The sequence below is a fragment of the Marinobacter lutaoensis genome (assembly GCF_001981305.1).
Lineage (GTDB): Bacteria > Pseudomonadota > Gammaproteobacteria > Pseudomonadales > Oleiphilaceae > Marinobacter > Marinobacter lutaoensis.
The window spans coordinates 70,709-92,168 of record NZ_MSCW01000007.1; the positions used below are offsets into that span (position 1 = coordinate 70,709).

17 protein-coding genes are annotated in these 21,460 nt (G+C 66.1%); 8 read left to right on the top strand and 9 right to left on the bottom strand.

Annotated elements, in window-relative coordinates; all coding sequences use genetic code 11:
• Nucleotides 1–14 precede the first annotated feature (14 nt).
• Nucleotides 15–1,688 (top strand): GMC family oxidoreductase, encoded by a 1,674-nt coding sequence (locus BTO32_RS09915; RefSeq protein WP_076724486.1) that lies wholly within the window; start codon nt 15–17, stop codon nt 1,686–1,688.
• 103 nt (nt 1,689–1,791) lie between these two features.
• Here BTO32_RS09915 and BTO32_RS09920 read toward each other — a convergent pair whose 3' ends face one another.
• From BTO32_RS09920 to BTO32_RS09930, 3 genes are read right to left on the bottom strand one after another with little or no spacing between them, the layout of a single operon-like run.
• Complete coding sequence (locus tag BTO32_RS09920; protein ID WP_076724487.1) at nt 1,792–3,318, bottom strand: tripartite tricarboxylate transporter permease; 1,527 nt, start codon at nt 3,316–3,318, stop codon at nt 1,792–1,794.
• 1 nt (nt 3,319) lies between these two features.
• Entirely contained in the window at nt 3,320–3,766 is a 447-nt protein-coding gene (locus BTO32_RS09925) for a tripartite tricarboxylate transporter TctB family protein (protein WP_076724488.1), read from the bottom strand.
• Entirely contained in the window at nt 3,763–4,740 is a 978-nt protein-coding gene (locus tag BTO32_RS09930) for a Bug family tripartite tricarboxylate transporter substrate binding protein (protein WP_076724489.1), read from the bottom strand. Before BTO32_RS09930 ends, BTO32_RS09925 begins: the two co-directional genes overlap by 4 nt.
• 239 nt (nt 4,741–4,979) lie before the next feature.
• On the opposite strand from BTO32_RS09930, the gene BTO32_RS09935 reads away from it, so the two are divergent.
• From BTO32_RS09935 to BTO32_RS09945, 3 genes are all read left to right on the top strand, one after another.
• Nucleotides 4,980–6,620, top strand: coding sequence for an ATP-binding protein (locus tag BTO32_RS09935; protein WP_425435224.1), 1,641 nt, complete (start codon nt 4,980–4,982; stop codon nt 6,618–6,620).
• On the top strand, nt 6,592–7,293 hold the full coding sequence (locus tag BTO32_RS09940; RefSeq protein WP_076724491.1) for a response regulator: 702 nt from the start codon (nt 6,592–6,594) through the stop codon (nt 7,291–7,293). The genes BTO32_RS09935 and BTO32_RS09940 overlap by 29 nt, the downstream gene beginning before the upstream one ends.
• A 122-nt stretch (nt 7,294–7,415) precedes the next feature.
• Nucleotides 7,416–9,473: a putative bifunctional diguanylate cyclase/phosphodiesterase gene (locus BTO32_RS09945; RefSeq protein ID WP_076724492.1), complete on the top strand. Its 2,058-nt coding sequence runs from the start codon at nt 7,416–7,418 to the stop codon at nt 9,471–9,473.
• Here BTO32_RS09945 and BTO32_RS09950 read toward each other — a convergent pair.
• Nucleotides 9,464–10,243, bottom strand: coding sequence for a substrate-binding periplasmic protein (locus tag BTO32_RS09950; protein ID WP_076724493.1), 780 nt, complete (start codon nt 10,241–10,243; stop codon nt 9,464–9,466). The two genes, BTO32_RS09945 and BTO32_RS09950, sit on opposite strands and share 10 nt — an antisense overlap.
• Nucleotides 10,244–10,494: 251 nt before the next feature.
• Here BTO32_RS09950 and BTO32_RS09955 point away from each other — a divergent pair, with 251 nt between their 5' ends.
• Nucleotides 10,495–11,274, top strand: coding sequence for an enoyl-CoA hydratase/isomerase family protein (locus BTO32_RS09955; RefSeq protein WP_076724494.1), 780 nt, complete (start codon nt 10,495–10,497; stop codon nt 11,272–11,274).
• Nucleotides 11,275–11,295: 21 nt separating this feature from the next.
• On the opposite strand, the gene BTO32_RS09960 is transcribed toward BTO32_RS09955, so the two are convergent.
• Both BTO32_RS09960 and BTO32_RS09965 read right to left on the bottom strand, forming a co-directional pair.
• Nucleotides 11,296–12,189: a DMT family transporter gene (locus BTO32_RS09960; protein ID WP_076724495.1), complete on the bottom strand. Its 894-nt coding sequence runs from the start codon at nt 12,187–12,189 to the stop codon at nt 11,296–11,298.
• 24 nt (nt 12,190–12,213) lie between these two features.
• Nucleotides 12,214–12,453 carry a TIGR02647 family protein gene (locus tag BTO32_RS09965; protein WP_076724496.1) on the bottom strand — a complete coding sequence of 80 codons (240 nt, stop codon included), beginning with the start codon at nt 12,451–12,453 and terminating at the stop codon, nt 12,214–12,216.
• A 188-nt stretch (nt 12,454–12,641) separates the two neighbouring features.
• On the opposite strand from BTO32_RS09965, the gene BTO32_RS09970 reads away from it, so the two are divergent.
• Nucleotides 12,642–13,334, top strand: coding sequence for a lytic transglycosylase domain-containing protein (locus BTO32_RS09970; protein WP_076725071.1), 693 nt, complete (start codon nt 12,642–12,644; stop codon nt 13,332–13,334).
• Nucleotides 13,335–13,389: 55 nt separating this feature from the next.
• On the opposite strand, the gene putA is transcribed toward BTO32_RS09970, so the two are convergent.
• Nucleotides 13,390–17,019: a bifunctional proline dehydrogenase/L-glutamate gamma-semialdehyde dehydrogenase PutA gene (gene putA / locus BTO32_RS09975; protein WP_076724497.1), complete on the bottom strand. Its 3,630-nt coding sequence runs from the start codon at nt 17,017–17,019 to the stop codon at nt 13,390–13,392.
• A 211-nt stretch (nt 17,020–17,230) separates the two neighbouring features.
• On the opposite strand from putA, the gene BTO32_RS09980 reads away from it, so the two are divergent.
• Nucleotides 17,231–17,683, top strand: coding sequence for a winged helix-turn-helix transcriptional regulator (locus BTO32_RS09980; RefSeq protein WP_076724498.1), 453 nt, complete (start codon nt 17,231–17,233; stop codon nt 17,681–17,683).
• Between the two features lie 13 nt (nt 17,684–17,696).
• Here BTO32_RS09980 and BTO32_RS09985 read toward each other — a convergent pair whose 3' ends face one another.
• A complete protein-coding gene (locus BTO32_RS09985) occupies nt 17,697–18,608 on the bottom strand; it encodes a malate dehydrogenase (RefSeq protein WP_076724499.1) in 912 nt (303 codons plus the stop codon).
• 165 nt (nt 18,609–18,773) lie between these two features.
• Between BTO32_RS09985 and BTO32_RS09990 the strand changes: the two genes are divergently transcribed.
• Nucleotides 18,774–19,271 carry a hypothetical protein gene (locus BTO32_RS09990; RefSeq protein WP_076724500.1) on the top strand — a complete coding sequence of 166 codons (498 nt, stop codon included), beginning with the start codon at nt 18,774–18,776 and terminating at the stop codon, nt 19,269–19,271.
• Here BTO32_RS09990 and BTO32_RS09995 read toward each other — a convergent pair.
• Nucleotides 19,268–21,193, bottom strand: a complete 1,926-nt coding sequence (locus BTO32_RS09995) for a sigma-54-dependent Fis family transcriptional regulator (RefSeq protein ID WP_076724501.1) — start codon at nt 21,191–21,193, stop codon at nt 19,268–19,270. The genes BTO32_RS09990 and BTO32_RS09995 overlap by 4 nt on opposite strands.
• Between the last annotated feature and the right edge of the window lie 267 nt (nt 21,194–21,460).

Here is a 21,460-nt window from a genome sequence, read left to right on the forward strand (position 1 = left end):
CCAAGGAGACCGCCATGTCCGACAACAACAAGCACCAGGGACACGCGCCAACATTCGATTACATCATCGTCGGTGCCGGCTCAGCCGGCTGCCTGCTGGCCAACCGGCTCAGCGCCGACCCGGCGCTCCGGGTGCTGCTGATCGAAGCCGGTGGCCGGGATACCTACCACTGGATCCACATTCCGGTCGGCTACCTGTACTGCATCGACAACCCCCGCACCGACTGGCGCTTTCGCACCGAGCCGGACCCCGGCCTGAACGGCCGTTCGCTGATCTACCCCCGCGGCAAGACGCTGGGGGGCTGCTCCAGCATCAACGGCATGCTGTACATCCGTGGCCAGGCGCGGGACTACGACCACTGGGCGGAGGTCACCGGCGAGCCGGATTGGCGCTGGGACAACTGCCTGCCGGACTTCATGCGCCACGAAGACCATTACCGGCTGGACGACGGCGGCGACGCCGATCCCCAGCACCGCCTGTATCACGGTCACGGCGGCGAGTGGCGGGTGGAGCGCCAGCGTCTGCGCTGGCAGGTGCTGGAGGATTTCGCCGAAGCGGCGGTGCAGGCCGGGGTGCCCCGCACCCGGGACTTCAACCGGGGCAACAACGAGGGGGTCGACTTCTTCGAGGTCAACCAGCGGGCAGGCTGGCGCTGGAACACCTCAAAGGCCTTCCTGCGTCCGGCGGCGAAACGTCCGAACCTGACCCTCTGGCACTCCAGTCAGGTGTTGGGGCTGGCACTGGATAGCGCCGGTGACACCCCCCGCTGCACCGGGGTCCGGGTGGCACGCCCGGGCCAGGGCGAAATCCTTGCCCGGGCCCGGCGCGAGGTGATCCTGTCCGCCGGCGCCATCGGCTCGCCACAGCTGCTGCAGTTGTCGGGCATCGGGCCCGCCGAGCTGCTGCAGGCCCACGGCATTCCGGTACGGGTGAACCTGCCCGGGGTCGGCGAGAACCTGCAAGATCACCTGCAAATCCGCTCGGTCTACAAGGTCAAGGGGGCCACCACGCTCAACACCATGGCCAACTCGCTGCTGGGCAAAGCCCGCATCGGGCTCGAATACCTGCTGACCCGGTCCGGGCCGATGAGCATGGCGCCGTCCCAGCTGTGCCTGTTCACCCGCAGCTCCGAGGACTATGCCCACGCCAACATCGAGTACCACGTGCAGCCCCTGAGCCTGGACGCCTTCGGCCAGCCCCTGCACACCTTTCCGGCGATCACCGCCAGCGTCTGCAACCTCAACCCCACCAGCCGCGGCACCGTGCGCATTCGCAGCGCCGACCCACACCAAGCCCCAGCCATTGCCCCGAACTACCTGAGCACCGAGGAAGACCGCAAGGTGGCGGCGGACTCACTGCGGGTAACCCGGCGCATTGCCGGGCAGCCCGCTTTTGCCCGCTACCAGCCGGAGGAATACAAGCCCGGCCCCCAGTATCAGACCGACGAGGAACTGGCCCGGCTGGCGGGCGATATTGGCACCACCATTTTCCACCCGGTGGGCACCACCCGCATGGGCCGGGCCGAGGATCCCCTGGCGGTGGTCGATCCGCACCTGCGCGTGCGCGGCGTGACCGGGCTGCGGGTGGTGGACGCCGGCATCATGCCCACCATCACCAGCGGCAACACCAACGCCCCGACCCTGATGATCGCGGAAAAGGCAGCGCGCTGGATCCTGAACGGCGGGTGAGCCCGGCCACCCGCCGGGCGGCCGGACAAAAAAAAGGCACCGGCCGAAGCCGGTGCAAGGACACGATGACGCAGGGTCATCGGGTGGGGTATGCCGGCGGACGTCAGTCGCTGACGGGCGTCTCCTTGATCGCCGCGTTCATCCGCCGCCGCAGCAACGGACCGACCAGGTAAGGCAGCACCAGACCCAGCGCGGCCAGGATCCAAAGCCCCAGCGCCAGCGGGCTCGACCAGAGAATGCTCCAGTCGCCGTCGGACAGGATCAGGGCGTGCCCCAGGTTCTTCTCCATCTCCGGGCCCAGCAACAGACCGAGGATGATCGGCACCAGGGGGATGTCCAGCTTGCGCAGGAAATACCCCGCCACCCCGAACGCCACCATGAAGTAGAGATCGAAGGTGCTGTGGCTGATTGAGTAGATGCCCACGAACGCCACCATGGTCACGATCGGCAGCAGGTACATGGGCGGCACCGACAGCAGTCGCACGAACAGGCCCACCAGCGGGATGTTCAGCACCAGCAGCAGCACGTTGCCGATCAGCAGCGCCGCGATCACGCCCCAGACGATGTCCGCGTTCTGGGTGAACATCAGCGGTCCCGGGGTGATGTTGAGGGAAATCAGCATCGCCAGCAGCACGGCCGTGGTACCACTGCCCGGCACGCCCAGGGTGAGCATCGGCACCAGGGCACCGGAGGAGGCACCGTTGTTGCCGGCCTCCGGCGCCACCACGCCCCGGATATCCCCCTCGCCGAAACGGCCCTTCTTGCCCACCACCTGCTTTTCCAGGGTATAGCTGATGAAGCTGCCCAGCGACGCACCGGCCCCCGGCAGCACTCCGGAAATGAACCCCAGGATACCGCCGCGCAGCTGGGTCGGCAGAGTGGACACCAGCTCCCGGACACTCAGGGTCAGCTTGCCCACGCGCACTTGCTTGTGTCCGCCCCGAACCCGGTGTTCCACGAAGAACAACAACTCGGAGATGGCAAACAGGCCGACGATGGCGAGGATGAAGTCAATCCCCTCGTACAGTTCCAGCACCCCGAAGGTGTAACGCTGGGTGCCGGTGGAAATGTCGATGCCCACGGTGGAAATCATGATGCCCAGGGTCGCGGCGATCACCGTCTTCATCGGGTTTTTGCCGGTAATGCCCCCCAGGGTGGCGAACGCCAGCAGGAACAGCGCGAAGTACTCGGCCGGACCGAAGGTCAGCGCGAACCGGGCCAGCACCGGCGCCAGCAGGATCAGACCAATGGTGCCGATCAGGCCACCGGCGAAGGACGCAATGGCGGAGATGGCCAGAGCGTCGGCGGCCCGACCGTTGCGGGCCATCGGGTAGCCGTCCAGACAGGTCATCATGGCCGGCTCGTCACCCGGAATGTTGAGCAGGATCGAGGAAATCCGGCCCCCGTACATGGCCCCCGCGTACACCGAGGTCAGCAGGATCATGGCGGTTTCCGGCGGCAACCCGAGGGTGAACGCCAGCGGAATCAGAATTGCGACACCGTTGGCCGGCCCCAGGCCCGGCAGGCACCCGATCAGGGTACCCACGAAGGCACCGAACAGGGCAAACATCAGGTTGTACGGGGTCAGCGCCACCGCGAACCCGTCCATCAGGAAGTTCAGGGTTTCCATGTCAGCCCACCTCCAGCAACCCGGCGGGCAGACTCAGCGACAGACCGTAGTTGAACAGAACGAACACCACCACGGCGCTGGCCAGGCCGGTCAGGAAGGCCCGGCGCGGCCGGGCCCCCATGCGCCAGCTCAGGGTGCCCACCGCCAGGGTGGTGGAAATCACGAAGCCCAGCGGTTCCAGCAACAGCGCGTACACCACCAGGACCACCAGGGCCACCACCAGCTCCACCAAGGATTTGCCGACCGGCCACTGGGTGTCCGGGTCCGGCTTGATCATCAGGTAGAGACTGCCGGCCACCAGCACCACCGACAAAATGGTCGGGAAGGTTTCCGGGCCGACGCCCTCGGCGCCCCCGAACGGCTCGGGCCACTGCTGCGCGGCCCAGCCGTAGGCCACGGCCAGGACCAGCAGGCCCAGGCCGAGGATGCGATCTCCCAGTCCGCTCATTTCAGCAGCCCGATCTCGCGGGACAGGGTTTCGATGTCCCGCACCTGGTTGCGGACGAAGGACTCGAACTCACCCGCCGGCGGATGGAACGGGATCAGGCCGTTGCTCTGCATCACCTGGCGCCATTCGTCACTGGCGTACAGGGTGTCGATCGCCTCGACCCAGTATTTCTTGGCTTCCTCATCGGCGCCCTTGGGCATGTAGAAACCGCGCCAGTTGGGACCAACCGCGTCGATGCCCTGCTCCTTGGCGGTGGGGATGTTGCCGAACTTGCCGGGCAGGCGCTCGTCCGCCAGAACCGCCAGCACCCGCAGATCGCCGGATTCCATGAAACCGGTCGCCTCGGAGATGTCGCCGGTGAACGCATCCACCTGACCGCCGACCACCTGGGTCATGGCCTCGCCACCGTTGTTGTAGGACAGATAGGGAATCGCCGGCAGCTTGTCCACGCCGGCGGCCTTGGCGGCGATCAACACCTTGAGGTGATCCCAGCCGCCCCGGGCACTGCCTCCCGCGAACTTGACGGATTTCGGGTTGTCCTTGAGCGCGGCCATCAGGTCCTTCAGGTTGTGGTAGGGGGAATCCTTGCCCACGGCGATGATACCGTAGTCCGCGCCCAGGGCACCGACCCAGGTCACCATGTCTACGTCCATGCCCGGGAACTGCTTCTGGGCCAGCCGGGTGGTGGTGGCGGTGGAGGCGGCCACCAGCAGATTGCTGTCGTTGGCGCGCTTGCTCACGGTGTGGGCGTAGGCAACACCACCGCCGGCGCCGGCCATGTTGATGGTCTGGACACTGCCGCTTACCAGGCCGAGCTTCTGCATCACGTTGCCGACGCTACGGCAGGTAAAGTCCCAGCCGCCGCCGGGATCGGCCGGTGCCAGGCATTCGACTTTTCCGGAGGGTTGCCATGCCAGGGCGGACATGGAGAAGGCCGCAGCGGCCATGAAGGTCAGGGTTCGCTTGAGAAACATGCTTGTCACCTCTCAACTTGTTGTTGTCACACCCCCGTGACGGGACCGGTTGGCGCGATCCGTACGTAGAAACCACGAGAGTGAATCCGCGCAGGTTAAAAGGTGACCGGCCCCGCGCAGAAGTTTCTGGACGTAAAACCTTTAAAGAACATAAACCGAGTTTTGTTCATAATGATCATGGCTGCGCCGGCCAGCAATCGGGTACCCTAAGCACACATCCGGAGACATCACACCCCGCCGTGCCGAGAAAGACCAAGCTCAAGACACGAATGATCCTGACCCTGGGCCTGCTCGGGGCACTCCAGACCATCCTGATCGGCGGTTTCGCCGGGTACTACCTCAGCAACTCCCTGTACGAGGAAATCGGCCGGCGCGCCCTGATGGTGGCCAAGACCGTCGCCGCCACGCCGGCGGTGATCGAGGGTATCCGCAGCCAGGACATCCCTGCCCTCAACCGCCTGGCCCGGCAACTGGCGGAAACCAACGAGGCGCTGTTCATCGTCGTCGGCGACCGCCACGCCATCCGCCTGGCCCACCCAGATCCGGAACGGATCGGCTTTTCCATGGGCGACGACGACGGCGACTACGGCCGCCCAGCCCTGGTGGAGGGGCGGGCCTACGTGGCCATGGCCAAGGGCAACCTGGGCGAATCCATGCGCGGCAAGGCGCCGGTGGTCGATCCCCGCACCGGCGACATCATCGGCATCGTGTCGGTGGGCTACAGCGTGACCCAGGTGGAAGCCACCATCCGCCGCTACAAATTCGTGCTGTACGGCGTGGTCGGGCTGATGCTGATGGTGACGGTGCTGTCCGCCATTGTCATCGCCGGCCGCTTCAAGCGTGCCATTTTCGGCCTGGAGCCGGAGGAAATCGCCCGGCTGTTCCAAGAGCGGGAAGCCACTCTGCAATCGGTGCGGGAAGGCATTATTGCCATCAATCGGGACGGCATCATCACCACCGCCAACCGCGCCGCCTACGAAACCCTCGACCTGCCGGCGGAACCGCCGCTGACCGGCCGGCCAATCCTGGAGGTACTGCCAGAAAGCCAGCTGCTGTCGGTGCTGACCTCGGGCCAACCCGATTTCGACGGTGAGATCTGGCTGCGCGGCCGGCAGATGGTGGTAAACCGGCTGCCGGTGCGCCAGGGAGACGACATCATCGGCGTGGTGGCCAGCTTCCGGCTGCGCAACGAGCTGGACCTGGTCAGCCGCCAGCTGACCCGCATCCAGCAGTACGCCGACACCCTGCGCAGCCAGACCCACGAATATTCCAACAAGCTGCACACCATCGCCGGCCTGATCCAGCTCGGTGCCAGTCAGGAAGCCCTGAACCTGATCGGCAGCGAAATCAGCGACCATCAGGCACTGCTGCACCTGCTGCTGGAGGCGGTGCCGGACCCGGTCATCGCCGGCTGCCTGCTCGGCAAGTACAACCGGGCCCGGGAAATGGGCCTGCGCCTGGACATTGACCCGGACAGCCAGATGATCGATATTCCCGACGCCCTGCCCCGGGACCAGCTGGTCAGCGTGCTGGGCAACCTGATCGACAACGCCCTGGAGGCCACCCGCGAACAGACCGGCGCGGGCGGCCGGGTCATGCTGTCCATGACCGATCTGGGCGAGGAGCTGATCTTCGAGGTGGAAGACCAGGGCCCCGGCGTTCCCGAGCACGCCCGGCGGGCCATCTTCGAGAAAGGGGTCAGCACCAAGGGCGAGGCCCACGGCATCGGCCTGCACCTGGTCCAGCAGTTCCTGAACCGCTGGGGTGGGTCGGTGACGGTGGACAACCTGCCGGAAGGCGGCAGCCGCTTTACCCTGTACCTGCCCAAACACCCGGAGGGAGAGCCACACCATGGCACCGATTCGACTTCTGATCGTTGAGGATGACCGCCAGATCGCCGAAATCCAGAAGCGGTTCGTGGAGCGGCTGGAACCGGTGGAATTGTGCGGCATCGCCCACACCCTGGCCGACGCCCGGGACCTGATCGACGTGCTGGCGCCGGAGCTGGTGCTGCTGGACGTTTACTTTCCGGATGGCAACGGCCTGGACCTGCTACGGGAACTGCGGGCCCGCGACAGCAGCGTCGATGTCATCCTGATCACGGCCGCCAAGGAGGTGGACACCCTGCGCAGCGCCCTGCGGGTCGGGGTGTTCGACTACATCCTCAAGCCCCTGGTGTTCGAACGCCTGCAGGACGCCATCCAGCGCTACCGGGATCACCTGGGCAAACTCGCCACCCTGAACCATCTGGCCCAGAAAGAAGTGGACGCCCTGCTGCCCCGGGGTGGCGGCGAGGACCCGCAAGGCGTCGGCGAGCGCCTGCCCAAGGGCATCGACGCCCTCACCCTGGACAAGGTCCGGGAGCTGATCGCCCGGGGGAACGACTGGAGCGCCGAGGAAATGGGCGCGGCCCTGGGCGCCTCGCGCACCACCGCGCGCCGCTACCTTGAGTACCTGGTGGGCACCGGCGAGCTGGGCGCCGAGGTCACCTACGGCAGCGTCGGCCGACCAGAGCGGCGCTACCGGCAAGCCCGCCACGGCCCACAGCCATAGCGTTTTTTGTCCGTTTTCTGGACCTGATCAATAACTGAGCTATCCTTCAGGCAGAGCACGACGATTGGTGAAAATCGCCATCCAACGGAGCGGTCCGTTCACATGGAGGGGGTGAAGGCACCATGACCACCAACGTACGTCTTGTCGCGAACTCGCAGTTCTCCGCGCTGTCGGATGCTGCCGTGGACGGCATCATCACGATCGACGCCCAGGGCATCATCACCTCGTTCAACCGTTCCGCCGAACGTCTGTTCCGTTACCGCCGCGCCGAGGTGATCGGCCGAAACGTGTCGGTGCTGATGCCTCCGGAACATGCCCAGAACCACGACCACTACCTCCAGCGGCACCTGCGCACCGGCAAGGCCCGCGTCATCGGCACCGGCCGCGAAGTCGAGGGTCGGCGCAAGGACGGCACCCGCTTCCCCCTGTACCTGTCGGTGGGCGAATTCTTCATCGACGGCGCCGTCGGCTTCGTCGGCATCTGCCATGACCTGACCCTGTACCACAACGCCATCCGGGAGCTGGTGGCCTCCGAGGAACGCTACCAGGACATCGTCGACAGCCAGGACCAGTTCATCTGCCGGATCAACCGGAAGCGGCGCCTGTCCTTCGTCAACCGGGCCTTCGCGACACTGCTCGGCAAGCCCCAGGAGGACATCCTGGGCCGGACCCTGCAGGGCGCCGGCCTGGAACTGGCGGGCGATCAGGCCCGGGCCCTCAGGGCCTTGTTTGCCAACCCGTCCGACCGCTCCGAACTGACCCTCGTCACCCGCGTTCCGGGGGAACGGGAAACCCGCTTCGTCCAGTGGCGGTTCTACAAACTCAAGACCACCCGCCATGAAGTCCAGGGATTCGGCATCGATGTCTCCGACCGGGAACGGGCGCTGCTGGAAGCCTCCTATCTGGAATCCCACGACCAGCTGACCGGAACCCTCAACACCCGGGCCTTCCAGCGGGCCATGCGCCGGCAGGTCAACCGCCAGAAACACTACGCGGTCATGGCCTTCGACTTCGAGGGTTTTACGCTGGTGAACCAGAAATACGGCCACGAAACCGGAGACGCGGTGCTGATCCTGGCCGCACAACGGCTGAAAACCGCCATCCTGCGCCCGAACCTGACCAGCCGTTTCGGCGCCGACGAGTTCTTTGTCGCGCTGTCGGTGCTGGGCAGCGAGGACGCCCTGAACGTGGCCCGAACGGTACGGGACACCCTGGCCCAGCCCTATGAGGTCTATGACCAGGTGCTGCACCTGTCCGTCTCCGGCGGTATCGCACTGTTTCCCAACGACTCCGACGACATCGCCCGGCTGCCCGATCTGGCGGAGTCGGCCCTGCGCGACGCCAAGCGGCAGAAACGGAGCTTGGTGGTGTTCGACAGCGAGTTTCACCAGGAACTGCAACGGCGGCTGGACATCGAGCAGAAACTGAAGGCGGCGCTGCACGAAGGCCTGCTGTCGCTGTACCTGCAACCCAAGTACCACCTGCCGGACGGCCAGCTCAGCGGCTTCGAGGTGCTGCTGCGATGGCACGACGACCAGCTGGGCTGGATCTCGCCCGGCGAGTTCATTCCCATCGCCGAGTCCTCGGCCCTTGGCGAGAGCCTGGATCGCTACGTCCTCAGCCGGGCCCTGGACTATCTGGCCACCGGTCCCTGGCCGGACATTCCGGAGCTGTACGTGGCGGTCAACATCACCGCCGAACACTTCGCCCAACCCCAGTTCGCCGACTTCATCGACGCGGAACTGGCGAAACGGGATCTGCCGGGCCAACGCCTGCATCTGGAAATCACCGAGGGCGTGGTAATGAAACGGGTGCCGGGCGTGGCGGACAACCTCAAACGGTTGCGGGAGCGGGGCCTGCAGGTGGCCATCGATGACTTCGGCTCCGGCTACTCATCCCTGAGCTACCTGAAGAACCTGATGGTGGATGAACTGAAGATCGACAAACAGTTCGTGGACGCCATTCACACCGCCCAAGGCATCACGGTGATGGACTCCATCATCCGTATCGGCCGTGCCTTCGGACTGCGCATCACCGCCGAGGGCATCGAGACGCCCGAGCAATGGCACCAGCTGCGCATGCTCGGGTGCGATGTCGGCCAGGGATTCCTGATGCAGCGCCCGGTCCCCATCGACCAGGCGGCCACCGTCCCCTCCCCCTTCCAGCCGCCCTATTCGTAGCGGGCCTGAATCGCGTCCAGCTCCCCGGCCGCGCGGGCCGCGTCCAAAGCGTTCTGGAGCTTGGCGACAATGGCCGGGTCGGTCTCCTTGCTCATGGCCAGGTACATGGGCGTCTCCCGGAACACCAGAACCGGCCTCAACCCCTCGATACCCTGTGTCTCACGGGCCACCAGCGGCCCCACCAGGCCATCGGTGACCCAGAGATCCGCTTGCCCCAGCACCAGACGCTGGGGGTTCAGGTCGCCGCTAAGACTCATGATCACGTTGAACCCCTGGTCCACCAGATACTGCGACATCACATCCCCCTTGTAGCCGGCGATGCGCAGCGGGCGGGCATCCTCCAACCGCTCCAGGGTCAGGTCCGAATCCGGCGCGGCGAACAGAGTCCACTTGATCGACGCCAGCGGCCCTACCCACTGGAACAGGTCCTCCCGGTCCTCGGTACGGGCCGTGCAGAACAGACCGTGATTGGGCCGGCCCTGAACCCGGTCGAACACGTAGCTCCAGGCCCGGACTTTCATGACATAGTCAAAATCCGTGCGGGCCAGTATCGCTTTCACCATATCGGTGCAGATGCCGGTGATCTCATCCGCGCTGTGGGCAAACTCCTCGCCGGAGGTGGAGGCGTTGTATGGAGGGTAGTGCTCCGTGAAAATGTGCAGCCGTTCCCCGGCCAGGACACCGCCGGCCAGCGTCAACAGGAGCGCGCCCAGAGCCACCCGGGCTTTCCGGAACAGGGAATCCTTGCGGGATGCAGTGATCACGTGCATTCGACAATCCTTCTCGGTAATTCGTTCAGACGGAGACGGCCCGCACGGGCCTTTGGCGTTTCTGGCCAATCATCCTGATCGTTTTGACCATGCGGGGCGCTATCATCGCGCGTTGACACACCAAAGTCAGTGACAAAACGTATCCGTGCCCGAGCGTATTTCTCAACGGCGACTGAGATCATTGCATTTGACCGAAGGCGGCCCCGCGCCCCATGCTTGGCGGTGATACCGGCCACCCTCAGGAGAGTCCGATGCCAACCCCTTTCATTCGATGTGAGTCCTACGCCGAAGGTTACGCCGAGCTGATCATCGACCGGCCCGCCGCACGCAATGCCTTGTGCCGGTCCCTGACCGACGAGATGGCCGAGCAGCTTGCGCGGCTGGCTGACGATACCCACGTGCGGGTGGTTCTGCTGCGGGCCGAAGGCGAACATTTCGCCGCCGGGGCCGATCTCAAGGAGATGCTGGGCATGAGCGCGGAACAGGCCCGCGCAACCGACTTTGCCGGCTGCTGCGCGCCGCTCGGCTCGTTTCCCAAGCCGGTGGTGGCTCTGGTCCAGGGCTTCGCGCTTGGCGGCGGGTGTGAACTGGTGGAGATGTGCGACATCGTGCTGGCGGCGGAAAACGCGGTCTTCGGCCACCCGGAGGTCCGCGTCGGCACCATGCCGGGGGCCGGTGGCAGCCAGCGCCTGCCGCGGCTGGTGGGCATGGCCAAAGCGCTGGACCTGCTGCTCACCGGGCGCCGCATGGAGGCCCACGAGGCGGAACGCAGCGGGCTGGTGTCCCGCGTCGTGCCGACCGAACGCCTGCTCGAGGAAGGCCGCCAAGTCGCCGCCGACCTGGCCTCCCTCTCGGGTGAAATCCTCCGCCTGATCAAGCAGACTGCCCGGGCCGGTGCCGACCTGCCCCTGGAACAAGGGCTCCGGCAAGAGCGGGCGGCGTTTCATCACAGTCTCTCGCTCCCCGACCGGGTGGAGGGCATGACGGCGTTTCTGGAAAAACGAGCGCCCCGCTTCAACTCGCCGTCCTGAGGCGGGCGGCGGCCCCGTGCCTTAACCGGCGGCCGGCGCGCGCCGGATGGTTACCAGGGCCACGCCGATGATTGCCACCAGCCCGCCCGCCATGGCCATCGGCCCCAGCCGTTCATCGAACAGCAGCCAGGCTTCCAACGCGGTGACCGGCGGCACCAGGTAGAACAGACTGGCCACCCGAGACGCCGCGCCGTGACGAATCAGCCACATCAGGATCAGGATGGCGCTGATCGACAGCCCGAACACCAGCCAGCCCAGCGCCAGCTGAAACTGCGGTGTCCACTGCACCTCCCGGGTTTCCAGCAGCCAGGCGCCAAGGCCGAAAAACAGGCCGGCCGCGGTGTACTGGATCATGGTCCCGGCCACCAGGTCGACGCCGGTACCGAACCGTTTCTGATACACCGTGCCCAGGGAAATGCCCACCAGAGCCAGCGCCGCCCAGACCAGGGTCAGCGGCGGAATGCCGGGTACACCGGCGCCGCCGCCCAGTTTCTCCGCCAGCACCAGGGCCACGCCCAGCAGCCCCAACCCCAACCCCAGCCATTGCCGGCCGGTCACCGATTCCCCGAGGAACAGCACCGCCGCCAACGCGGTCAGCAAGGGCTGCAAGCCGACGATCAGCGACACCACCCCGGCGGACATGCCCTGGTCGATGGCATAGAACACCCCGCCCAGATAACAGCCCTGCACCAGCAGGCCGGTCACCGCCAGATGCCCGGCCCCGCGCCATCCGGGCCAGCGGGTTTTCGTCAGCCAGGCCAGCAGCGCCAGCGGAACCAGCGTCAACAGCATCCGCAGCGCCAGCATGGTGAAAGGCTCGGCGTATGGCAGACCATACTTGCCGCCGATGAATCCGGTACTCCAGAGCCAGACGAACAGGGCCGGAATCAGGAAGGTCTGGATGACTGCTGGCATGGGCCACACCCCTTGGATGACAGGTCAGCGGCTGGACAGGATACACTGCAACTTCTGGGTCAGCTCCACCGCTTCACTACCCAAAGGCGTGAGATAACCACCGTCTTTCTGGGTAATCAAGCCCTTGGCGAACAGACTTTCGGCGGCACGGACGGTTTCCGGGGCAGCACCGTGCCGGTGGACCTTGATGCCGGCCTGGGCGGAGGTGCCGGGAAACTGCAGCAGAAGATTGAGTTCGGCGAAATGGTTCGGCGAGAATGGCATGCTCTGACCTCATGTTGTGATTGTGACAGATTCAGTCTAGGTGCCGCTCACGCCATGGCAAGGCGGCCAACCACCGAGGCCCGGGAAGCGGCGCGCATTTTCGGGCCCGGCCCCTTTGCCGGCCGGCCGGGGGCTGGAATAATGGAACCTGCATGTTGAACGGTGCCAGACGACGAGACCATGCCATGATGACCGGATTCCGCACCCTGCTGCCCTGCCTGGTGGCCCTGTCCCTGGTGACCTCCGCCCAGGCCGAGGGCATCCGCCGCATCGTGCACCCCGACGGTACGGTGGAGTTCACCAACACCCGCGCACCGGACGCGCCCCTGGCCTCCACCCGCAGCGAAACCGTGTACCGGTACACCGACGCCAACGGCGTGGTGTCCTACTCCAGCATCCGGCCCCGGGATGCCGAATTCGACGTCATCCGCTTCCACTGCTACGCCTGCGACCCGAACTCTAAGATCGACTGGCACAAGACGCCGCTGTTCCTGTCCCCCTACCGGGACGAAATCGAGACGGCGGCCCGGGAGTTCGGGGTCGACCCGGCCCTGGTCCGCGCCGTCATCCACGCAGAATCCGCATTCAATCCGAAAGCCCGCTCGCCCAAGGGCGCCCAGGGCCTGATGCAACTGATGCCCGGCACCGCCCGGGAGCTGGGCGTGACCGACACCCTGACCGTGGCGGACAACATCCGCGGCGGAGTCCGCTACCTGGCCCGGATGCTGAAAACCTTCGACGGCGACATCCGTCTGGCCACCGCCGCCTACAACGCCGGTCCCGGCGCCGTCAGCCGCTACAAGGGCGTGCCCCCCTACGCTGAAACCCGGGCCTACGTGGAGCGGGTCGGCATCCTGCACCAACGCTACGCCGCCCATTGAACCGGCACAAAAAAACCGGGCCCGAGGGCCCGGTTCCTGTTCTGGCCTCGCCGGCTTACTCGGCGGAGGCGATCAGGCTGGCGTTGCCACCGGCGGCGGTGGTGTCGATGCACAGGTGCCGCTCCAGCACGAAGCGTTGATCCAGCGCCTGTTCGGTGATCAGCGGCAGCAGCGCACCGTCCCGCTGGGCCAGGGCCTGGCGATAGCGCTTGAGCAGCGCCGGCTCGGCCACGCTGACCACGGCCTCGAAGCCGTTGAGCTCGACCAGAGCCTCCGGCGCCAGCAGGCCGTTCATCGCCACCACCGGCAGGCCGGCGCGAATGGCCTCGGCCAAGGCCGGCTCGGCCCCCTCGGCGATCACCACCACCCGGTTGCCCTGGGACAGCGCGGTCGCCGCCTGCACCCTGGCGGATGCCGCATCCGGCCCCAGGCACAACACCACACCCCGGGCGTGGAACGAGAGGTGGTTCTGCTCCCCGGTGGGTCCCGGCATGTCCAGATGCCCCAGATCCATCGGCGCCGGAACGTCCCCGAATACCGGTTTGAGGACCGCCTGGCGGGCCTCCGGCGCGGGCACCGCCCGTGACTCCACCTCGCTGATCAGTTTCCGGGCCTGGCTGGCGTCGATGCGCCGGGCTTCCGCCGGTACCGGTTGCTCGGCCACTCGGGCCTTCATGAACCGGCGCACGTACAGCGGACCACCGGCTTTCGGGCCGGTGCCGGACAGCCCCTCGCCGCCAAACGGCTGGGAGCCGACAATGGCGCCGATCTGGTTACGGTTGATGTAGGTGTTGCCCACCCGGATGCGGCGCGCCACCTGTTCGATGCGACGGTCCACCCGGCTGTGCATGCCGAAGGTCAGGCCGTAGCCCTTGGCGTTGATGGCGTCGACCACTTTGTCGATGTCCTTCGCCTCGAAGGTGGCCACGTGCAGCACCGGTCCGAAGATCTCTTCCTCCAGCTCCTCGATGCCACTGACCTTGAGCACCGCCGGGGACACGAAGCGCCCGGTGGCGGGCACCGGCAGTTTCTTCAGCAGTTTGCCGGCACGCTCGAAGGCCTCGCAGTGGGCTTCGATCTTGCGCTTGGCGGCGTCATCGATGACCGGACCGACATCGGTGGACAGCAGCCAGGGGTCGCCGATCCCCAGCTCCTCCATGGCACCGTACAGCATCTCCAGCAGATGATCGGCGATGTCCTTCTGGACGTACAGCATGCGCAGCGCGGAGCAACGCTGGCCGGCGCTCTGGAAGGAGGATGCCAGCACATCCCGCACCACCTGCTCAGGCAGCGCGGTGGAATCCACGATCATGGCGTTCAGGCCACCGGTCTCGGCCACCAGCGGCGCGTCCGGTGCCAAGTTCTCGGCCATGGTCCGGTTGATGCGCTGGGCCGTAGCCGTGGAGCCGGTGAAGCAGACGCCGGCCACCCGGGCATCGGAGGTCAGGGCCGCGCCCACGGTGGCGCCGGAACCCGGCAGCAGCTGGATCACATTGCGCGGAATCCCGGCCTCGTGCATCAGCTCGACCGCGCGCACGGCGATCAGCGAGGTCTGCTCGGCCGGTTTCGCCACCACGGCATTACCGGCCGCCAGGTTGGCCAGAATCTGACCGGTGAAGATCGCCAGCGGGAAGTTCCACGGCGAAATACAGCACATCACACCCAGCGCCTCGCCGGCACCTTGATAGCGGATGCCTTCGTTGGCGTAGTAGAACGCGAAGTCCACCGCCTCGCGGATCTCCGCCACGGCATCCAGCAGGGACTTGCCCGCCTCGCGCGTGGTCAGGGCAAACAGCTCGTAGGCGTGCTGCTCGTACAGCTCACCGACCCGGCACAGGATCTTGGCGCGCGCCTCGGCCGGCATCGCGGACCAGGTTCGGAAACCGTCCTGGGCAGCGTCCAGGGCGGCGTCGATGTCGGCCTGGGAGGCGAGGGTGACCTGCCCCACCCGATCGTCCGGGTTGGCCGGGTTGCGCACCTCCACCCGTTCGCCCCCGGCGGCATCCACCGCCAGCAGCGGGCCACCCTGCCACTGGTGTTCACGGAAGGTGCCGCGGCCGGCCTCGATCTCCGCCAGGGTGACCGGATCGGTGATGTCCCAGCCCTTGGAGTTGCGGCGCTGGTCACCGAAAATCTGCGCCGGCGGCACGATCATCTTGCTGGCCACATCCCGACCCAGCGCCAGCACGGTGTCGATCGGGTCCCGGGCAATCTGCTCGGGGCTGATGCGGGTATCGACGATCTGGTTGACGAAGGAACTGTTGGCGCCGTTCTCCAGCAGCCGGCGCACCAGGTAGGCCAGCAGGTCCTTGTGGGCACCCACCGGGGCGTAGATCCGGCAGGGCACGCCGCTTTCACGCAGCACCTGGTCGTGCAGGGATTCACCCATGCCGTGCAGGCGCTGGAACTCGAAGGTGTCACGGGGCAGGTCCTTCGCCATTTCCAGCACCGCGGTCACGGAGTGGGCGTTGTGGGTGGCGAACTGCGGGTAGATGCGGTCGGTCATGCCCAGCAGCTTGGAGGCGCAGGACAGGTAGGATACGTCACTGCAGGCCTTGCGGGTGAACACCGGGAAACCGGACAGCCCCATCACCTGGGCGCGCTTGATCTCGGCATCCCAGTAAGCACCTTTCACCAGGCGCACCATGATCCGACGGTCCAGCTTCTCGGCCAGGGCGTAGAGCCAGTCGAGAACCTGGGACGCGCGCTTACCGAACGCCTGCACCACCACGCCGAAGCCGTTCCAGTCCTTCAGGGATGGGTCGGACAGCACCGCCTCGATCACGTCCAGGGACAGGTCCAGGCGGTCCTGCTCCTCGGCGTCGATGTTGAAGCTCATGTTGGCCGCCGCGGCCTTTCTGGCCAGCTCCAGGGTGCGGGGCACCAGCTCATTCATGACCCGTTCCTTCTGGCCGTACTCATAGCGGGCCAGCAGCGCGGACAGCTTCACGGAAATCCCCGGGTTGATACGGATGTCGCCCGTGCAGTTCTTACCGATGCTGTCGATCGCCAGGGCGTAGGCGCCAAAGTAACGCTTGGCGTCGGCATCGGTGCGGGCGGCCTCGCCCAGCATGTCGTAGGAGTAGGTGTAGCCCCGGGCCATGTAGCTCTTGCCGCGCTCCTGGGCTTCCTCGATGTCGCGGCCAAGCACGAACTGGCGCCCCATTTCCTTCATCGCCTGGGCGGCGATGCTGCGCACCACCGGCTCACCCAGGCGCTTGACCAACTTGCGCAGGGTGTCACCCACGCTCTGGCGTTCGGAGTCCTTGAGCAGGTTGCTGGTCATCAGCAGGGCAATGGTGGCGGTGTTCACCAAACCGGACTTGGCCTTGCCCACGTGGGCACCCCAGTTGCCGGAGGTGATCTTGTCCTCGATCAGGTCGTCGATGGTGAGCGTGTCGGGCACCCGGAGCAGGGCCTCGGCCAGACACATCAGCGCCACGCCCTCCTTGGTGGTCAGTCCGTACTCGGACAGGAACTTTTCCATGATGGTCGGGCGTGCACTGTTGCGGACGCTGCGCACCAGGTCGGCGGCGCGGGCGGAAATGGCCGCGCGCTCTTCCTGGGACAACCGAGCGTCAGCAATCAGCCGGTGGATGACGTCGTACTCATCCGCCAGATAGTTCTGGCGGATCGCCTGCCGGCACTCGTCCAGCGAGCGCGTCACTGATTGCTGCGGTCTCATGTGTGTACCCTCCTGTCATTAAAGCCTTGGTGTTTTTTACCTTGGCCGAATTCTATCGAAGGGAGCCCAGACCATTTTCCTATTCAGATTTCAGAGGCAGGAAACCTTCCTTTTTTGTGGCGAAAAAATACGGACATTTTCCCAATTTAGGACTATTATCAGACAATTCGACCAAAGCGAACCCAACACACCACTATCAAGGATAGCAGCCATGGCGGAGCTGGACCGAATCGACCTGGCCATCATCCGGGAACTCCAGAAGAACGGCCGCATCACCGTCACCGAGCTGGCCTCCAGAGTCGGCCTGTCGAAAACCCCCTGCCAGGTCCGCATGCGCCGGCTGGAGCAGCAGGGCTACATTACCGGCTACACCGCGCTGGTGAACCAGACCAAGCTGGGGCTGGCGCACATCGCCTTTGCCCAGGTCACCCTCAACGACACCAGCAGCAAGGCGCTGGCGGCGTTCAACGCGGCGGTGAAGGAAATCTCGGCGGTGGAGCAGTGCCACATGATGGCGGCGAACTTCGACTACCTGCTGAAGGTGCGGACCCGCAACATGGCGGAATACCGGCAGGTGCTGGGGGAGCAGATCTCCAACCTGCCCCACGTACTGCAGACCAGCACCTTCGTGGTCATGGAAAACGTCAAGGACATCTCCCGCTGAGCGCGCGGCCGCCTCAGCCGGGGCGGGACGCGGCGATGGCGTCGCGCACCACCTGGGCACTGTGCAGAAAGGCGGCCTGTTCCTGCTCGTTCAGCCTTGGATGCAGTACCCGCTCGATGCCGTTGCCCCCCACCACCGCCGGCAGGCTCAGGCACACGTCACGGACCCCCAGAAAGCCGTCCACCCGCAGGCTCACCGGCATGGTGTGCTTGGCGTCGGTGATGATGCATTCGATGATCTCCGCCGCCGCCAGGGCCACCGCGTAGTTGGTGCACCCCTTGTGCTTGAGCACCTCGAAACCGGCCTTGGAGGCCTTTTCGAACAGCCGGTAGCGGCCCGGGGTCGGGTCCAGCGGCTCGCCACCGGCGCCGGCGCAGCTCATGGCCGGAAACTGGCTGTCGCCGTGCTCACCCAGAATATAGGCCCGGATATCCCCCGAATGGATGCGCAGTTCCTCCGCCAGCAGCTGCCGAAACCGGGCCGAATCCACCAGGGTGCCGGTGCCGATGACCTGGTGTGGGCGAAACCCGGTAAATTCCAGGGCATAGTGCACCAAAACGTCCACCGGGTTGGACACCATCACCACCTTGCAGCCGGGCGACAACCGGGCCAGCTCAGGCATCAGCTGGCGCATCAGCTCGACATTGCCCCGGGCCAGTTCCAGTCGGCTGCGCATGTCCTTCGGTGTCGGAATTGAGGCGCACATGGCGATGATGTCAGAACCGGCGGTGTCGACCAGGGTCCCCGCCGTGACCTGCGCCGGTGTGTCCACGAACAGCTGGCCGTGACGCAGATCCAGCACGTCGCCCTTGGCGGACTCCCGGGTCCGTCCGACCAGCACCAGCTCCTTGACGATGTTCTTGAGAGTCAGCACGAACGCCAGCGCCGAGCCGACATGGCCGATGCCCACAATGGAAACTTTCATTCAACCTCCGGAAAAACCCATGGCTTCACCGGAGCCGCAAGCAGTATCCATGCCGGGATTCCCGCGCAAGATGGACAGACCATGTGCCATCCGTAAGCGACAGCCCCGGGGCAGCATGGGTAGCCTGTGCCGACAGACTATGGCAACCCTCGGAGGCTTTACCGGATGCTCAACCTGCTGGCATCGATTCCCGTCCGGGCCCTGTTCGCCCGTTTTTTCTCGCTGATCTTTTTTCTGCTGTCGTTCTCCCTGGTCCTGGCGACGGTGGTGGAGGTGTTCCACCACCTGGATTCGGAACAGAGCCTGATGCAGGTGCTGATCAAGGGGGTCAACGGCAGCGTCATCGCCCTGGCGGTGTATGAGCTGGCCATGGTCATCCGCTCCGAGTACAGCGGCCGTTCCGAGTCCCATGACCTGATCACCATGTTGCGACGCACCCTGCCCCGGTTCATCGCCACAGCCTGCGTGGCGATGTCCCTGGAGGGGCTGATCATGATCATCAAGTACAGCCAGCTCGACCTCGCCGGCAACCTCTACTACCCGGTGGCGATCATTGTCAGCACCGCCCTGCTACTGGCGGCGCTGGGGCTGTTCCTGTGGCTGGCGCCGCACGAGGAGAGCAGCATGAACGGCGGCCGCTCCACCGAGACTCCGCCCGGTTAGCCGGGCAGGCGCCGCAGCGCGATCCCCTCCCGCGCCAGCCAGCGGTATACGGTGGGGCGGGAGACCCCGAACCGCCGCGCCACCGCGGAAATGTTGCCTTGCTCAGCGCGCAGCGCCCGTCGCAGGGGGCTTTCGTCCCCGGCCGGGCCGTCGTCCGCCGGCGGCAGGCAACCGGACACACATTCCTCCGGCAGGTCGTTGGCGGTGATTTCGCCGCCTTCGCAGGTGGCCTCGGCGAAAGCCAGGGCATTGACCAGCTGGCGGATGTTGCCCGGCCAGTCGTAGGCCAGCAGAGCGCTCATCGCGTCGGCCCGCAGACGCACCGCCGAAAGCCGCCCCTGCGCCACCAGGGTATCCAGCACCGAACGGATCACGTGCGGCCGGTCCGCCCGCCGCCGCAGCGGTGGCAGCCTCAGGGTGGCGCCATTGAGACGGTAATACAGGTCTTCCCGGAACTGGCCATGCGCGATCCGCTCGCCCAGATCCTGATGGGTGGCCGCGATCACCCGGCAGTTCACCCGCACCGGACGGTCGGCACCGATGGGCAGGATCTCGCCCTCGGCCAGGACCCGGAGCAAACGGGTCTGCAACGGCAGGGGCATATCCCCGATCTCGTCCAGAAACAGCGTGCCACCGTCGGCCTGCTGGATCAGGCCGCGCATGCCCCTGGCGCGTGCCCCGGTGAAGGCCCCGGCAACGTAGCCAAACAGCTCGCTCTCGATCAGCGACTCGGGGATGGCGGCACAGTTGATCGCCACGAACGCACCCCGGCTGCGGTGGCTGGCGGCATGGATCGCCCGCGCCAACACCTCCTTGCCGGTCCCGGTTTCGCCCAGAATCAGGAGGCCCACGTCGCGGTTGCGAAGCCGCTTGGCCAGGCCCAGGGTGCGGCGCATGACCGGGTCATCGGCGGCCAGGCGGTCCAGCTCCGGCACGACGTCCTCGGAGTGTTCCCGGGGCTTCCCGGCCGTCGTCGGCACCGGCGCGCGCGGCTGGATCAGGGCCGCGAACAGGGTTTCCCCCGATTGCCGAAGACGAAACGCGCGGACCTGGTCGTCCTGATCGTAGGGAATGCTCCAGATGTCCCGCAGCCGGCAGTCGAACAGCTGCGTCAGACTGGCCCCGTCGCCGGTCTCCGGCCGCCCGTCCAGAAGCGAGCGGCCGGCGGTGTTGGCGGCCCCGATGCCCCCCTCGTCGTCAATGGCGAACAGGTACTGGCCATTGACTTGCACGAACTCCCGGGAGGCGTCGCAACGAAACACCGTCTGATTGCGATAGCGTCGCAGGAAGTAGGCGTCCTCGATCATCCGGGCGTAAAGCTGGGTCAGATGCAGGGCAAAGGTCTGGCTGTGCCGGGCCTGGGGCGAATCGAGGGCGGAGATGTCCAGCACCGCCAGCAGCTTGCCGGACGGATCGCGGATGGGCGCCGAGGTGCAGGTCAGGCCGATGTGGGTCGCATCGAAGTGGTCGATTCGGTGGCAGGTCAGCGCCTGGTTCTCCTGAATGCAGGTCCCCACGGCGCAGGTGCCGGCGTACGGCTCGCTCCAGTCGGCGCCCAGATACAATCCGGCCTTGCGCAGGCGCCGGTCCGAGCGCTGATCGCCCAGGTACTGGACGGTGATGCCGCGGTGATCGGTGAGCAGCAGCACGTACCCCAGCCGGGCAATCATGCCGTACAACTGTTCCACCCCCGCCCGGGCCACGCTGAGGAACTCGTCCACCGAATCCTGATGCTCCCGCAGCGTCTGCTGGGTCACGATCCGGGCACTGCGGGGCCGGCTCGGGTCGAGGCCATAGTCCCTGAGGCACCGCGTCCAGGAGCGTCCGATCAGTTCGCTGCCCGGCGACTCCGGCGGCGAACCGTCGTCGGCGTAACGGAGGATGGCATCGATGTGGCGGCGTTGGGCCTGTTGTGTGTTCATGGCAGAGCTCCCGGACGGTCTTGTTGTTGTCATCGTTTAGAGACACCGCGGCAATGCGCCTTCAGCTTATCGTGTTTCCGGGCACCGCCGCATCCCCCCTTGGTACCGGTTATCCCGTTACAGGTGTCACGTCGGCGCGCCCCGGAACGCGGACACCTGTCACATCCGGAATCGGGAGCGGCCCCTCCGAGGTCGCCGCCCGCCCCGGCATTTATCGAAAAAACATCCGCCGCACCAGACCGTTAGCAACCGCCACCTGGCCCGCCG

What these genes read in the sequence shown, in the direction of transcription:
- BTO32_RS09915 (WP_076724486.1), top strand. Translation starts at nt 15, where the DNA reads ATGTCCGACAACAACAAGCACCAGGGACACGCGCCAACATTCGATTAC.
- BTO32_RS09920 (WP_076724487.1), bottom strand. Translation starts at nt 3,318, where the DNA reads ATGGAAACCCTGAACTTCCTGATGGACGGGTTCGCGGTGGCGCTGACC.
- BTO32_RS09925 (WP_076724488.1), bottom strand. Translation starts at nt 3,766, where the DNA reads ATGAGCGGACTGGGAGATCGCATCCTCGGCCTGGGCCTGCTGGTCCTG.
- BTO32_RS09930 (WP_076724489.1), bottom strand. Translation starts at nt 4,740, where the DNA reads ATGTTTCTCAAGCGAACCCTGACCTTCATGGCCGCTGCGGCCTTCTCC.
- BTO32_RS09940 (WP_076724491.1), top strand. Translation starts at nt 6,592, where the DNA reads ATGGCACCGATTCGACTTCTGATCGTTGAGGATGACCGCCAGATCGCC.
- BTO32_RS09945 (WP_076724492.1), top strand. Translation starts at nt 7,416, where the DNA reads ATGACCACCAACGTACGTCTTGTCGCGAACTCGCAGTTCTCCGCGCTG.
- BTO32_RS09950 (WP_076724493.1), bottom strand. Translation starts at nt 10,243, where the DNA reads ATGCACGTGATCACTGCATCCCGCAAGGATTCCCTGTTCCGGAAAGCC.
- BTO32_RS09955 (WP_076724494.1), top strand. Translation starts at nt 10,495, where the DNA reads ATGCCAACCCCTTTCATTCGATGTGAGTCCTACGCCGAAGGTTACGCC.
- BTO32_RS09960 (WP_076724495.1), bottom strand. Translation starts at nt 12,189, where the DNA reads ATGCCAGCAGTCATCCAGACCTTCCTGATTCCGGCCCTGTTCGTCTGG.
- BTO32_RS09965 (WP_076724496.1), bottom strand. Translation starts at nt 12,453, where the DNA reads ATGCCATTCTCGCCGAACCATTTCGCCGAACTCAATCTTCTGCTGCAG.
- BTO32_RS09970 (WP_076725071.1), top strand. Translation starts at nt 12,642, where the DNA reads ATGACCGGATTCCGCACCCTGCTGCCCTGCCTGGTGGCCCTGTCCCTG.
- putA (WP_076724497.1), bottom strand. Translation starts at nt 17,019, where the DNA reads ATGAGACCGCAGCAATCAGTGACGCGCTCGCTGGACGAGTGCCGGCAG.
- BTO32_RS09980 (WP_076724498.1), top strand. Translation starts at nt 17,231, where the DNA reads ATGGCGGAGCTGGACCGAATCGACCTGGCCATCATCCGGGAACTCCAG.
- BTO32_RS09985 (WP_076724499.1), bottom strand. Translation starts at nt 18,608, where the DNA reads ATGAAAGTTTCCATTGTGGGCATCGGCCATGTCGGCTCGGCGCTGGCG.
- BTO32_RS09990 (WP_076724500.1), top strand. Translation starts at nt 18,774, where the DNA reads ATGCTCAACCTGCTGGCATCGATTCCCGTCCGGGCCCTGTTCGCCCGT.
- BTO32_RS09995 (WP_076724501.1), bottom strand. Translation starts at nt 21,193, where the DNA reads ATGAACACACAACAGGCCCAACGCCGCCACATCGATGCCATCCTCCGT.